The organism is Chelatococcus sp. YT9, assembly GCF_018398315.1.
Taxonomy (GTDB): domain Bacteria; phylum Pseudomonadota; class Alphaproteobacteria; order Rhizobiales; family Beijerinckiaceae; genus Chelatococcus.
In genome coordinates this window covers 1,321,813-1,335,612 of the sequence record NZ_JAHBRW010000002.1, presented here as the reverse complement: position 1 = coordinate 1,335,612, position 13,800 = coordinate 1,321,813, and the positions used below count along the sequence as shown (strand labels likewise).

14 protein-coding genes are annotated in these 13,800 nt (G+C 61.9%); 8 read left to right on the top strand and 6 right to left on the bottom strand.

Annotation, left to right across the window (positions count from 1 at the left end; all coding sequences use genetic code 11):
• Positions 1-6: 6 nt before the first annotated feature.
• On the bottom strand, positions 7-693 hold the full coding sequence (locus KIO76_RS26110) for a GntR family transcriptional regulator (protein WP_213326491.1): 687 nt from the start codon (positions 691-693) through the stop codon (positions 7-9).
• The gene (locus tag KIO76_RS26105; protein ID WP_213326490.1) at positions 690-1,892 is read right to left on the bottom strand and encodes an FAD-dependent oxidoreductase; all 1,203 of its coding nucleotides are present in this window, start codon (positions 1,890-1,892) and stop codon (positions 690-692) included. The genes KIO76_RS26110 and KIO76_RS26105 overlap by 4 nt, the downstream gene beginning before the upstream one ends.
• Before the next feature lie 211 nt (positions 1,893-2,103).
• Between KIO76_RS26105 and KIO76_RS26100 the strand changes: the two genes are divergently transcribed.
• The 7 genes from KIO76_RS26100 to KIO76_RS26070 all read left to right on the top strand — a co-directional run bounded on the left by KIO76_RS26100 (position 2,104) and on the right by KIO76_RS26070 (position 9,731).
• The gene (locus tag KIO76_RS26100; RefSeq protein ID WP_249730046.1) at positions 2,104-2,829 is read left to right on the top strand and encodes a DUF2848 domain-containing protein; all 726 of its coding nucleotides are present in this window, start codon (positions 2,104-2,106) and stop codon (positions 2,827-2,829) included.
• A 30-nt stretch (positions 2,830-2,859) separates the two neighbouring features.
• Positions 2,860-3,672, top strand: a complete 813-nt coding sequence (locus KIO76_RS26095; protein ID WP_213326489.1) for an alpha/beta fold hydrolase — start codon at positions 2,860-2,862, stop codon at positions 3,670-3,672.
• A gap of 37 nt (positions 3,673-3,709) precedes the next feature.
• Positions 3,710-5,047: an LLM class flavin-dependent oxidoreductase gene (locus KIO76_RS26090; protein ID WP_213326488.1), complete on the top strand. Its 1,338-nt coding sequence runs from the start codon at positions 3,710-3,712 to the stop codon at positions 5,045-5,047.
• A gap of 146 nt (positions 5,048-5,193) precedes the next feature.
• Positions 5,194-6,207: an ABC transporter substrate-binding protein gene (locus tag KIO76_RS26085; protein ID WP_213326487.1), complete on the top strand. Its 1,014-nt coding sequence runs from the start codon at positions 5,194-5,196 to the stop codon at positions 6,205-6,207.
• Positions 6,208-6,369: 162 nt separating this feature from the next.
• On the top strand, positions 6,370-7,482 hold the full coding sequence (locus tag KIO76_RS26080; protein ID WP_213326486.1) for an ABC transporter ATP-binding protein: 1,113 nt from the start codon (positions 6,370-6,372) through the stop codon (positions 7,480-7,482).
• Between the two features lie 59 nt (positions 7,483-7,541).
• A complete protein-coding gene (locus KIO76_RS26075) occupies positions 7,542-9,281 on the top strand; it encodes an ABC transporter permease (RefSeq protein WP_213326485.1) in 1,740 nt (579 codons plus the stop codon).
• 120 nt (positions 9,282-9,401) lie between these two features.
• A complete protein-coding gene (locus KIO76_RS26070) occupies positions 9,402-9,731 on the top strand; it encodes a carboxymuconolactone decarboxylase family protein (RefSeq protein WP_213326484.1) in 330 nt (109 codons plus the stop codon).
• A gap of 114 nt (positions 9,732-9,845) precedes the next feature.
• Here KIO76_RS26070 and KIO76_RS26065 read toward each other — a convergent pair whose 3' ends face one another.
• Both KIO76_RS26065 and KIO76_RS26060 read right to left on the bottom strand, forming a co-directional pair.
• Positions 9,846-10,844, bottom strand: coding sequence for a DUF808 domain-containing protein (locus KIO76_RS26065; protein ID WP_213326483.1), 999 nt, complete (start codon positions 10,842-10,844; stop codon positions 9,846-9,848).
• Between the two features lie 183 nt (positions 10,845-11,027).
• Positions 11,028-11,309: an ArsR/SmtB family transcription factor gene (locus KIO76_RS26060; RefSeq protein WP_249730045.1), complete on the bottom strand. Its 282-nt coding sequence runs from the start codon at positions 11,307-11,309 to the stop codon at positions 11,028-11,030.
• Between the two features lie 180 nt (positions 11,310-11,489).
• Between KIO76_RS26060 and KIO76_RS26055 the strand changes: the two genes are divergently transcribed.
• Positions 11,490-12,686 carry an MFS transporter gene (locus KIO76_RS26055; RefSeq protein WP_213326481.1) on the top strand — a complete coding sequence of 399 codons (1,197 nt, stop codon included), beginning with the start codon at positions 11,490-11,492 and terminating at the stop codon, positions 12,684-12,686.
• 87 nt (positions 12,687-12,773) lie between these two features.
• Here the strand turns inward: KIO76_RS26055 and KIO76_RS26050 are convergent, their stop codons facing one another.
• Positions 12,774-13,412, bottom strand: coding sequence for a LysR substrate-binding domain-containing protein (locus KIO76_RS26050; RefSeq protein WP_213326480.1), 639 nt, complete (start codon positions 13,410-13,412; stop codon positions 12,774-12,776).
• Positions 13,358-13,717 (bottom strand): LysR family transcriptional regulator, encoded by a 360-nt coding sequence (locus tag KIO76_RS26045; protein WP_213326479.1) that lies wholly within the window; start codon positions 13,715-13,717, stop codon positions 13,358-13,360. Before KIO76_RS26045 ends, KIO76_RS26050 begins: the two co-directional genes overlap by 55 nt.
• Positions 13,718-13,800: the final 83 nt, after the last annotated feature.

The following is a 13,800-nucleotide window of genomic DNA, read 5'->3' as shown; positions in this document are numbered from 1 at the left end:
TCCGGCTCAGATCAGCCGTGACACGCTCGAATGAAAGGACGCCACATGCGCCCGCACAGCCGTCTCCGCCCGGTCGGGATCGCGGGCCCGTAGCGCGGCCACGATGTCGGCATGTTCCCGCTGCACCGCCTCCCGCTGGGTCTGTGCGGTCAGCGAGAGAAACCAGAAGCGCAGGCACCGCTCATGCAATTTCCCAAGAAGGTCCTGCAGAACCTCATTGCGGCTCGCCGCAGCGAGCGTGGCGTGGAAATCCCGATCCAGCAGCAGAAGCTGCTCGGTGTCGCGCTCGGCGGTCGCGCGTTCGCCGTCCTCAAGGATTTTCGTGAGATGGTCGATTTCACCGCTGTTGGCATGCTCCGCCGCAAGTCTGGCACACAGGGCCTCATTCGCCGTGCGCACCGGCACAAGCTGCATCATCTCTCCCAGGCTGACATGGCGCACGACCATCCCCTTGCGGGGCATCACGTCAACGAGCCCCTCCACGCTCAGGCGATCAAAAGCCTGGTGGACCGGCGTGCGCCCTAGACCGGTGGCCTGAGCCACCTGCGCCTCATTGATCAGTTCGCCGGGGCGATAGGCGCAAGTCAGGATGCGCCATTTGATCAGCTCATAGGCCTTGTCGCGGAGCGACTGCGGGCGCTTACGGGCATGCGACGTTAGAGAACCCGCAATTTGAACGTCTGTCGAACTCATCCCAATTCCTCAGCGCGCCGCAAGCTCGCAATCATCGAGATACGCGTCAAGAACTGACGCGTCTTCTCGGAATCGGCCGCCGTGGCGCGTAATTCATCGCGGAAGCGTTGACGATCCTGCTCGTCGCGTGCTTCGAGATCGCGCTTATTCTTGATGGTCGCTGTCTGCACATACTCCAGCGTAACCAACCGCCGCTGCAGATCATAGCGGTTAAGCTCGCTCTCAGGGGCGCCGTTGTTCACGACCTCCCCAAGCCGGCCGGTCAGATTGATGGCATCGTGAATGCCGCCATTCATGCCCATGCCTCCGAGCGGGTTGTTTACATGCGCGGCATCCCCGACCAGGAAGGCACGCCCTTGCCGGAAGCTCTTCGCCACGCGTTGATGCACACGGTAGAGCGTGATGTGCTGGATGTCGTAAACAGCGTCAGCCGGTAGCACGCTCATCATCGCGTTCCGCGCATAGACCTCACCGCTAGCCACATCGTCGGCCACGTCTGCCTCCACCGGCACCATGACGCGCCATGCTCCAGGGATGCGGAGGAGAAAGTGCCAGCGCTCCGGATCAGCCACATAGGTGACAGACGCGAGGTTCGGAATGAGAGCGTCGAAGTCAAAAGCGGTAGTGACGACCAGAAAGCGCTCCGGCCAAGTAAAGCCTTCGAAATCGATGTCGAGGCCGCGTCTCACGGCCGAGCGTGCCCCATCTGCACCAATCAACCACCGACCGCGTCTCGTCTCCGGGCTGCCACCGGCGATGTCGACGCTAACGCCGTCTTCATCCTGAGCCAGCCCAACGACTGGCTTGCCAAATTCGACTGCGAAAAACGGGTTGTCCTTGAGCGCTTCGTAGATGATGCGCGTCAGCTTGAACTGCTCCGCCTGCAACCGATACGGATGCCGGGTGAGGTCGGCGATCGCGCCGAAATCGAAGGCTCCCAGAATGCCGTCCGCCTTCGTGCGATACTGCACCGTCGGCGCTATCAAACCCTGCGCGATGAGGGCCTTCGCAAAGCCGAGATCGTCAAGCATGTCGAGTGTTGGTGGGTGAAAGGTCGAGGCCCGAGATTGCCGGCTGAGATCATCAGACGCCTCGAAGACTGTCACCGGAATGTTCTGGCGCACGAGGTTGGCCGCCGCGGTAAGCCCAACCGGCCCCGCCCCGACGATGAGAACCCGATCATCACCCTGCATCGACATCGCTTTCCTCAAGTACCGGTCAGTGCTCGCGGCAAATCCTATGGTGCGCGGGCAAACTCTCGCGCGCAGACGCTCGCTGAAATCCAAGTCTCGCCTGCAGCTCACGCCCTCGCACTACAGCAGACAAATTCCACGGTGGAAAGGTAGAAATTATTGTGATGTTTCACAAGCATTTTAGTCTTGCCGCCCGCGAGAACATGAGGGATAAAAAATGAAAGCATTTCCGGCGGAGCAAACGATGGGCGTGAACGTCCCCCTCGACATCGAGATTCATTCCCAGCAGGGGCGCGAAGCATTGCGTGTTCCGGTGTCGTCCTTAATCATTGCGGGCTGGACCGGCCGCGACAAAGCCGCCATGCTTCACCATATCCGCGAGTTGGAAGCCCTCGGTGTTGCGCCGCCTGCCTCGACGCCGATCTTCTATCGACTGGCCGCTTCGCGCCTCACGTCAGCGTCGCACATTGAAACGTCGGGACCCGACTCCAGCGGCGAAGTCGAGTTCGTGCTCCTTCGTCACGCCGGCCAGCTCTACGTGGGAATCGGTTCTGACCATACCGATCGCCGTGTCGAAGTGTATTCGATCACGGTTTCCAAGCAGATGTGCGACAAACCCGTCGGCCGCACCTTCTGGCCGTATGACGAGGTTGCACCACATTGGGACCAGTTACTGCTGCGGGCCACCATTCGGGAGGATGGGAAGGATGTGATCTACCAAGAAGGTGGCATCGCCAAGATGCTCCATCCGGAGACCCTCCTTGCCCAACTCGCGGAAAGCGACGGCGCGCTCGCCGATGGTGGTGTTATCTTCGGCGGAACATTGGCAGCGATTGGTGGCATCCGGCCCTCGCCGCGCATGGAGGTTGCTCTCATCGACCCCGTGCTGGATCGCGCCATTGTCCATCGGTATGACGTCAAGGAGCTGCCGATGCGGGGGTAACCTCGCGAGCTCGATATGTGAGTAGCGCTGATGACTGCTGATCTGCTCCAGGTTCAATCTCCCGATGGCATCTCGGTCGCCCTCGAGCGTGTCGGTCAGGGCGCGCCTGTCCTTGCGGTCCACGGCACCACATCGACACGAAGCCGATGGGTCCCCGTTGCGCCCGCTCTCAGTGAGCATTTCACGCTTTACCTGATGGACCGGCGCGGTCGCGGCGGGAGTGGCGATAAGTCCAGCCACAGCATGGCGCTAGAATTCGCGGATGTAGCTGCGGCCATAGACGCCATAAGCCAGCAGACCGGCACGGGCGTCGCGGTCATTGCCCATTCGTATGGGGCCATATGCGCCCTCGAAGCTGCGCTGCTCACGCCCGCGATCACACGGCTCATCGTCTACGAACCACCTATTCCGACGGAAGGCGCCCCTGAGTCCCAGGACGAAAGCCATGTCGAACGCCTATCCGCCCTCATCGCAGAAGGCGACAACGCTGGCGCTCTTCTTTACTTCTACCGCGCAGTGCTCGGAATGCCCGAAGCGCAGATCGGCCGGATGATCGCGCGCGCGGATTGGCCCGCGCGCACGGCGGTGGCGCCGACTCTGCCGCGGGAGATCATGGCCACCCGCCGCTACCGCCTCGACACGCAGCGCTTCGCGCAGCTCACTATCCCAACACTCGTGATGGTGGGTGCTGATAGCCCGCCGCGTTACCAGAGCTCAACGGCCCTCCTGGCGCAGACATTGCCCAATAGTCAGACAGTGTCGCTCGAGGGCCAACAGCATGATGCCATCGACGCAGCGCCTGATCTGTTCATCCGTGAAACCCTCCGCTTCCTAGCCTCTTGAGAGGCCTGTCGCCCAGCGAGAACGAAAGGACAAGCCCATGGCCAAGGCAAACCAGATGAAGCTCGGGCTCCTGCTCAACAGCATCGGCTTCCACATCGCCGCTTGGCGCCACCCGGACGCGCGCCCCGATCTCGCTTCCACATTCGCGCCTTACGCGAATATTACGAAAACCGCCGAGCGCGGGCTGTTCGACCTCGTGTTCCTCGCCGACAGCGCCGCCGTTCATCACGCGCATGATTTTGACATCATGACGAAGATGGCTCCTTTCTACCAAATGGAGCCAACGACACTGCTGTCCTCTCTCGCGGCCGTCACCGACAAGATCGGCCTCGTGGCGAGCATCACGACCACGTATAACGAGCCCTTCCATATCGCGCGCAAGATGGCGACACTTGACCATCTCAGCGCCGGGCGCGCGGGCTGGAATCTCATCACCTCCGCGAACCAGGCGGAAGCCTACAACTTCAGCCGCGACGCCCATGTCGACCACGCCCAGCGCTACGAGCGCGCGGAGGAGGTCGCCACCATCGTGCGCGGGCTGTGGGACAGCTGGGAGGACGATGCCTTCCTTTACGACAAGGAAACCGGGCAGTTCTTCCAGCGGGACAAGCTGCATCTGCTCGATCACAAGGGGCCGCTATTCTCGGTCCGCGGTCCACTCAACGTGAACCGCCCGCCACAGGGCCAGCCCGTCATCGCGCAGGCCGGTTCCTCCGAGCCGGGCAAGGAGCTCGCGGCAGAGACTGCCGATATCGTCTTCACGCAGCAGCTCACGCTGGAGAACGGCAAGGAATTCTATGCCGATCTCAAGGGACGGATGGCCAAGTTCGGCCGCGACCGCGACGAGATCAAGATTATGCCGGGCGTGGTGCCCTTCGTTGGCCGCACGCAGGAGGAGGCCGACGAAAACTTCCAGAAGCTGCAATCCCTCATTCTCCCCGAGGTCGGTCTCGCCTTGCTGCGCGAACTTCTCGGCGGCGTGGACCTGTCCAAATATCCTCTCGACGGCCCGATGCCCGACCTCACCGAGACCAATGCCGGCAAGGGCCGCCTGAAGAACCTGACCGAGCTTGCCAAGCGCGAGAACATGTCGATCCGCCAGCTCTACCAACACGCAGCGGGATCGCGCGGCCATTGGGTGCTACGGGGAACGCCAACTCATATCGCTGATGTCCTCGAGCACTGGATCAAGGAAGAGGCAGCCGACGGCTTCGTCGTCATTCCGCCCTATCTTCCCGGAACGATCGACAGCTTCGTCGATCTCGTGGTCCCCGAATTGCAGCGCCGTGGCATCTACCGCAATGCATACGAGGGCAACACGCTGCGAGACCACCTCGGCCTCGCACGCCCACGTAACAAGTTTGCGAAGGCTTGATGGCTGCTGTCGTTTTGATTTCGAAGTTTGCTCAATGCTCGATATCAACATGAGACGAATTTCGAAAGCACCAGCCAGCGGATAGAACGCGTCGGATCAGATCAATGACGGACCGTCACAAGAACAGGGGAACAACGATGTTGACCATGACCCGCCGTAATCTTCTGCAAGGCACTGCCGCATTGGGCGCCCTCGCCCTTGCGGGCGTGCGCCCGGCATTCGCGCAGGCGCCGGAGGATACAAAGGCGCTTTACGAAGCCGCCAAGCAGGAAGGCGCGCTGACCTATTACGCGACCGCCCAGGCACCGATCACGAAACGCGTCACGGATCGGTTCTCGGAGCTCTATCCCGGCATCAAGATCAACGTGTTGCGCCTGGCGACCGGCCAGATGGCACAGCGCTTCGCCAGCGAGATGCAGGCGGGCAACATTGTCGCCGACGTTATCCAGATGGCCGACCCCCTGGCCTTCGAGGATGCCGCCAAGGCCGGCTGGCTCGCCAAGCCCGGCGATCTTCCGGCATGGTCGGCCTTTCCCAAGGACTATCTCACCGAACATTGGGCACTCATAGGGATCTCCCCTCACACCATCGTGTCGAACACCGATCTCGTGGATGAGAAGGATTATCCTAAGGACTGGAAGGCGATGCTCGACCCGCGCTGGAAGGGGCAGGTTATCCTAAGCGATCCGCGCAACAATATGGAAGTCGCCGACTGGGCCTATACCATGTTCGAGGCGTACGGCCCGGAGTTCCTCACCGGGCTCAAGAACCAGCAGCCGCGCTTTGTGGAATCCATCCTGCCTGGCATCCAGATGCTGGCTGCCGGCGAGGCGATGATCCTGGCGCCGGCGCTGCACCAGGCCACTATGCTGATGATCGAGAAGAAGGCGCCGGTCATCGACTTCTCCCCGGCTATGACCAGCGGTCAGGAAACGATGATGGCTGTCGTGGCCAAGGCTCCGCATCCCAATGCGGCCCGCCTCATGGCCAACTTCCTGCTGACCCGGGACGGCCAGGAGCGCTATTGCCGCGATATCGCGGCATCTGCCCTACCGGACATTCCGGGCGCCCTGACCCTCTCTCCGCAGTATCAGCGCGGCCGTTATCGTCAGGCTGCCGCCAAGCGTGCGGAACTCGCCGCTTTGCTTGGGCTGTCGTAGGAAGGCATGTAGCGCAGCCGGCCACAGATCACAGCCCGCCTCACCGGCTTCGTGTTGGGGATGGTTCGTGATCAGGGACGAATGTCCAGTTCTCTCGCTGGCCTGGCGCAAGCGCTTGATAGCAAAGAAGGTGGGGCGCCGACAGCGCGCACAGGAAATGCGATGAACCAAACGAGCCTGCCACGCATCCGCGTGAGCAATCTGGTGAAGCACTACGGCACGGGCCGAGGGGCGGTGCTGGCGCTGGACAATGTGTCGATCGAGGTGAACGCCGGTGAGAAGCTCGTGCTTCTCGGGCCGAGCGGTTGTGGCAAGACGACGTTGCTGCGCTGTGTCGCCGGCCTAGAGACGCCGGACGCCGGCGAGATCGAGATTGACGGCAAGATCGTCTTCTCATCGGCCCGCGGCATATCCGTGGCGCCCGAACATCGCCCGATCAGCATGGTCTTTCAGTCCTACGCGCTGTGGCCGCATATGACGGTGTTCGACAATGTCGCGTATCCGCTCGTAAATACCGGTGTCGCCAAGGCAGAGATCAAAATTCGCGTCGCGTCCGTGCTCGACATCGTGGGTTGCGGCCATCTTGCCGCCCGCTATCCCGGCCAACTCTCCGGAGGGCAACAGCAGCGCATTGCACTTGCTCGCGCAATCGCCGGGAACGAGGGCACCATTCTTTTTGACGAACCCTTGTCCAATATCGACGCTAAAGTTCGCGAGCAGCTTCGTGTGGAACTCGTGGCCTTGCAGAAGCGCCTCGGTTTCAGCGCGCTCTACGTCACCCATGACCAGACCGAGGCCTTGGCACTCGCCCATCGCATCGTCGTTATGGAAGTCGGCCGCATCGCGCAGGTCGGCCTGCCACGGGACATCTATGAAGCGCCGCGTTCGCGCTATGTCGCAGCCTTCACCGGCGCCACTAACGCGCTGGAGGGCAAGGTCAAGGCCGTGGCAGGAAACACCGTCGTCGTCGATACAGCCCTCGGCCCGATCAGCGCCAATACGGGCAACGTCTTTACGGTTGGCCAGGCGGTCGACCTTCTGATGAGGCCGGAGCGGCTCGTCTTCAACCCATCGGCGAACGAGAGCAACCGGTTTGCGATGACGGTCGACAGCACCATGTATCTCGGTCTCTATCTCGAATATGCGCTCGCCGCCGGAGACCAGCGCTTCGTGCTGCGCAGCACGCAGCCGAGCGAGATTGCGGACGGCGCGACCGTTGCGGTCGGCATTTCGCCTGCGCATGTCGGCATTTTCCCGCGCACTCAGGCGGCTTAGGACAGAATGATGATGGCCACAGGCCCCCGGATCGCCGCTACCGAGTACCGGAGCGAATGATGCACGGACGCGCAGCCCTTCCCGCCCGTGCCAAGGAAACCGGCGCCGCCCGGCAAGGCCTGGCTGGCCGCTTGGTTTCGCTCCGCACCCTCGCTCTGCTCATTGCCGCGTTGCTGGGTGCTTTGATCATCTACCCTATCGGCACGATGATTCTGCGCGCATTTTTCGCGCCGACGGCCGTTGGCGACGAAGGGATCATCAAGGCGCTGGCGGATACCGGCTTCATGCCGGTGCTCGTCAATACGCTCGTGGTTGTGGGACTCAGCGGGACGCTTGCGCTCGTCGTCGGCGCGACCTTCGCCTGGCTGAATGAGCGAACCGACGCCTCCACGGGCTGGATCGGCGGGTTGCTGCCGCTGGTGCCGTTGCTCGTGCCGCAAATCGCAGGCGTGGCAGGCTGGGTCATGCTGCTGGCGCCGCAGGCGGGCATCGTCAATGGCCTGCTTCGGGACGGCCTCGCTTTTATCGGCCTGCCGATGCGGACCGGGCCGGTCAATATCTATTCCTTCGGCGGCTTTGTCGCGATCATGGCGCTTTACATGGTGCCCTACGTCTATCTGACAGTATCGGCGGCACTGCAGAACCTTGATCCGCACCTCGAGGAAGCCTCGCGCCTGTGCCGCGCCGGCGCCTTCACGACCCTGCGGCGCGTGACGCTGCCGGCCATCCGACCGGCTTTGATGGCGTCCGTGCTGCTCCTTATCATGATGGGTTTCGCAATCTTCTCCGTGCCGGTCGTGATCGGCTCCGGTGCCCACATCGAACTGCTGTCGGTCAAGATCTACCGGCTGATCTACACCTATCCGCCGCGCACGGATCTCGCGATTTTACTGGGGCTGTTCCTGACCTTCGTGGTGCAATCCGCCCTGCTCCTCCAGGCCTGGGTTGCGAGCCTGAACCGCGCCGCCACGATCGGCGGCAAGGGCTTGCGCGCGGCGACGACCAAGCTCGGCCCCTGGCGGTTCGTGGCGCGGGCCGTCATGATCATCTATCTGCTGGCCGCCGCCGTGCTGCCCGTCGTCGGCCTCGCCATCGTGTCGCTGCAACCCTTCTGGTCGGCGCGCATCAACTTTTCGGTGCTCGACTTCCAGAACTATGTGACCGTTCTCGTTGAGAACGACATCACCCGCCGGGCGCTGTTCAACAGCGTGGTGCTCGGCATCGTCGGCGGCACCATCGGCATGCTCATCGCGGCGATCCTGGTCGTCACCGCGAAATCCGAGCGTCGCTGGTTCGGTCGCGCCGTGGACGTCATCACCGCGACGCCAGCCGGCATCCCGCATGTCGTCATCGGTGTCGGCTTCGTGCTCTGCTTCTCCAGCGGCTGGCTCAATCTGAGCGGCGGCTTCCTGATCCTCATCCTTGCCTATCTCGTGATGAACATGCCGCAGGCCATGCGCTCGGCCGCGGCGGCCGTCGACCAGGTCGGGCGCGAGCTTCTCGAGGCCTCGCAGGTCTTCCGCGCCTCCCAGGGCCGCACCTTCCGCCGCATCCTGCTGCCCTTGATGCTGCCGAGCCTTGGCGCCGGCTGGATTATTCTGTTCGTGCAGATGTCCGGCGAGCTCACAGCTTCCGCTCTCCTCGCCGGCACGACCAATCCCGTTGTCGGGCAGGTCATTCTCGACTTCTGGCAGAACGGATCCTTCCCGCAGATCGCCGCGCTCGCGATGACCATGACGCTGATCAATGCCGTGGTCGTTGTCGCGGCGTTGCGTCTCGCTCGCGGAAGAGCACGCTAGATTATCTCGGATTAACTCCGGTTCATCGAGATGCCCTAAGTCTTCACATCCACGAATTTCTTACGCGAACCAATATCCACTTCGCTCGAGAATGCTACAGCCCAATAAAGGACCAACCCGATGGCCATCGATCTCGACAGAATTCCCTCGACTTATCTGCAGGACTACCATCCGGAAGTCGGCGACAGCTTCAAGGCGATGCGCCAAGCTATCGCGAAGGGCCCGCTCGACTACGAGACCTGCGAATACATCGTCATCGCGAGCTTCGCGCAGGCGGGTTTCGAGGAGCCGCTCAAGATCCACGTGACGCGGATGCTCAACCGCGGCACGCCCGTTGCCAATCTCAAGCATGCGGTTGAGGTCACGCTCGGCGCGACCACGCCGCTCTTCGCCGTGGTGCGTGCTCTACGCTGGATTGACGAGGCCGTCGCCGAGCACGGGAAAGCGTAGCCGCCTAGGCCGGCGGATCAAGTCCTCAACGGCGTGACCGCGGGGCAAGCGCCATCGCGACTTCGTCCTTTCCGCCCGCATCCTTTGAAAGCGACGGCACGTTCAACGCGATCGCTAGACCGGACGGGGTGGACGGACCCGCGACTTGATCCATCGCCAAGCCGGCGACACACAATAGCTCAGTGCCGGAATGGTAGCCGCCCCGATCGCGAGACCGACTATACCCGCCCCCGCTGCCTGCACGAGCCAGGAGACGAAGGGACCGACTGAAGGGACGAGATGAGACGCGTCATCCCCGGCGTCGTGTAGCATATGGCTCAGCCAACCATAGCCGTAGCCCTCGAAGCCGTGAAGAATGATGCCGCCGCCGACCCATATCATCGCGGCCGTCCCGACAATGCCCAGCAACTTGAGGAAATATGGCATGCCCTGAACAAGAACTCGGCCGATCACCCGCGACAGGGCGCCGATCGCTGAAGGCGAAGACACGCGGGCAAGCAGGAGGCCTAGGTCATCGGCCTTGACGATCAGCGCAACCACGCCGTACACGCCGATTGTAATGGCTACGCCGACCACAGCTAGCACCAGCGCCTGGATCACAAAGCCCGCGTCGGGGACAGAGCCCAAAGTAATGGTCATGATTTCCGCCGAAAGAATGAAGTCAGTCCGGATTGCCCCCGCGACCTTCTCGTCCTCAAAGGTCTGAGCGTCGATCGCGATCGGCTCCACCTCAGCCTCATGGGCACGGGCGGCATGGGGGGCGATGAGACCGTAGATCTTCTCCACCCCCTCATAGCAAAGATAGAGCCCCCCGAGCATCAGGAGGGGAACGATGACCTGAGGCGCCAGAAGGCTCAAGGCGAGGGCAGCCGGCAGCAGGAAAAGAAGCTTGTTCCTCAAAGAGCCCAGCGTGATCCGGCCGATGATGGGCAGTTCGCGCGAGGCGGAAAACCCGGTGACGTAGCGTGGCGTCACCGCAGCGTCATCGATGACAACGCCGGCAGCCTTCGACCCCGCCTTCGCGGCCTGGCCGGCCACATCGTCGAGCGATGCTGCCGCAACCTTGGCCAGCGCGGCAATATCGTCGAGAAGGGCCATCAGGCCTATACTCATGAAGAATCTCCGTAGTTCAGACCGACGAACCGCCGCCGATCCGGACAATCCGGCCGATGACCATCGCTAAACAAATGCAACTTGGTTGGAATCATCTGGTTCCAACCAAGTTCCTAGACTCCTTCGGCCAAGTCATAATCATTCAGTTCGGCTGATGCCTCATCGCCACTTCCCGCGATCCTGCTAGATCGAGTTTTTCTGCCGACTGGGAAGAATGGCAGCGAGCAGGCCGGGAAAACGACTGTCAAGATCCTCGCGCCGCAGTGTCAGAAGCCTCCCTCGGCCCATCGGCTCATTCCGGATGACACCCGCCTCGCGCAACACCTTCATGAGATGCGACTTCGTCGATTTCGGCATGGACGGATCCTGAAGGTTGCAGCGCGCCATCTCCATTGGCCCCGCATCCAGCTGGCGCACGATATCCAGTCGTGCCGGATCGCTCAGCGCAAAAAGAACCTGTGTCAACAGGATCGCCTCCGGCGCGGGATGTGGCAGGTCGTCGCTTGGAATGTCCGTCCCCTTGTTCATAGTTCGAATATAGTTGAACCGACTGGAAAATGGGAGTAGCAATCTTTCGTTCGAAAATCATCGAACCGACGAAGCCGCCACACTCTCCTGGCTTCCCCCTCGCAAGGCAAGGTGGACATGCGTCCCACGAAGAACTCGCAGATGCGCCGGCAGCACGCAGGCTTCGCTATCATGCTCGGCGGCATTGCCCTGATGATGTCCAGCGCCAGCGCTCCATCGCCGTTCTACCCGGTGCTTCAAAGCGAGCTCGGCTTCTCGAACGCCATTATGACAGCCATTTTCGCTGTTTATGCGATCGCGCTGCTTTGCACGCTTCTGGTAACAGGCGCTTTGTCGGACCACGTCGGGCGGCGCCCGGTGCTATCAGTCGGATTCCTGTTGCTAGCGTTAGCGGCGCTTTTGTTCTGGCGCGCCGAGAGTGTCCCTCAGTTGCTTGTCGCGCGAGCCATACAAGGTGTGGCTTGCGGCCTTTTGCTATCGACCCTTTCCGCGACCGCTGTCGATCTTGAGCCTCGAAACCGTCCGGGTGCAGCAGCGGTCTGGAATTCGATCCTGCCGTTCGTGGGCCTGGCGGCCGGCGCCATGGCATCTGGCATCGTGATGGACTTCGGGCCAGCGCCAAAGGCGGAGATATTCGGCGGGCTCGTTCTGTTAAGCCTGATATTTGCAGGCGCCGTTTGGCTCCCTCCAGAGACGGCTCCGCGTCATGAGGGGCTATGGCGGGCGTTGCGTCCTCGCCTCGGGCTGCCGATCTCCGCACGAGCCGCGTTCTGGCGCGGCGCGCCGGCAATCTTCGCAGGCTGGGCGACCGCCGGACTTTATCTGTCGCTGGGCGCCCCAATCGTCGCTCACATCTTCGACATGCCAAACTTTATAATGCAGGCGTCTGTCGTAACGGTTCTATCCGGGACAGGTGCCGCAGCGTGTTTCATTGCCCAGCCCTATCCGGCCCGCCAAGTGATGCTTTATGGCACATCGGCGCTCGCGGCGGGTACGGCTCTGACGATGGGCGGCATCGCATTGCAATCTCTGCCGCTCTATCTCGTGGCTTTGCTAATTGCCGGAACCGGCTTCGGCACCTGTTTCTACGGCGCGATGCGAACACTCGTTCCGCTAGCTGCGCCCGACGAGCGAAGCGAACTCTTCGCATCGATCTTCACCTTGAGCTATCTCGCCTTCGGCGTGCCAACGGTTGTCGCTGGCACGCTCCTGTCGCATTTTAGCCTACGCGAAACGGCTTCAGGCTATGGTGCGGTCATCGTCGTCACGGCCGTTACCGCCGGGCTTTGGCGGAGATTTGGCACGACTGACTAGAATAGAGATCTGCCGCACTGCACGGTCGAAAGATACGAGCCATTCGGCGATCTCTATGGTGGTCGGCTAACGCCATGAGGATTGAGCTTACTGAGGCGTAGGTTTGCCTTTTCCGCCATTAAAGGAGTTCCAGGCGGGCCCCGTTGCAAGCTGGGTAACGAAGTCTATCACGGCCCTGTGTGCGGCAAGCTCCCGGGTCTCCGCGTGCGCCACGAGCCAATAGGACCGGTCTCGGCGAATCGCGTCAGGCAACACAGGCCGGAGCGCCGGGTTTTCGCGTGCCATGAAGAACGGGAGCACGCATAGGCCAAGCCCGGCCACCGCCATCTCGCGCTGGGCCATGAGGCTTGTCGCCTGAATCGTCGCGCGCAGTTCCGGCGCGATCTCTCCGAGATAGTTCAGATCCGGCATGACGATGAGATCATCCACATAGCCAATCAACGGATGGTCAACGAGTTCGTGAACGCCGCGGATCGGCGGGTGCGAACGCAGGTAGTCCTCGGAAGCGAACAGGCCAAGCGAATAATCGCAGAGTTTGCGCGTGACTGCCCTCCCTTTCAGCACCTGACCGACAGTGACGGCGATATCGAACTCGCGTTTCGACACCGACATCAGATGGGGCATCGTAACGAGCTGCACATTCAAACCGGGATTTCTCTCGCGCAACGGTGCTAGGCGCGGGGCGAGATAAGCACAGAGGAAGCCTTCCGGCCCGGCAATCCGCACCGTTGCGTTGAGAGCGATCTCGCCGTCGGAAAATGGTCAAGGATCGCGAATGTATCGCCCTCAATGATCTCGGCCCTGGCCAGAAGCGCTTCGCCGGCTTGCGTGAGCGCATGGCCCTGCGGACCGCGCACGAGCAGCGGCTGGCCAAGCTGAGCTTCCAGCCGCCGGACCCGTCGGCTGACAGTGGCCTGGTCGATATTCAACCGGCGAGCGGCCTCGGCGGCGCTCCCGGATCGGGCCGCGACCAGGAAGAACTGCAGGTCGCTCCACGACAGTTCAAAGCCGGTGTATGTGGTTTTTTGCATCGCTCGGGTGGCATCCTTACCCATTCCATCGGCTTGTTTTCAGACCTAGTAAAATAGGCTCTCATGCTTCGGTAATCGGTGTT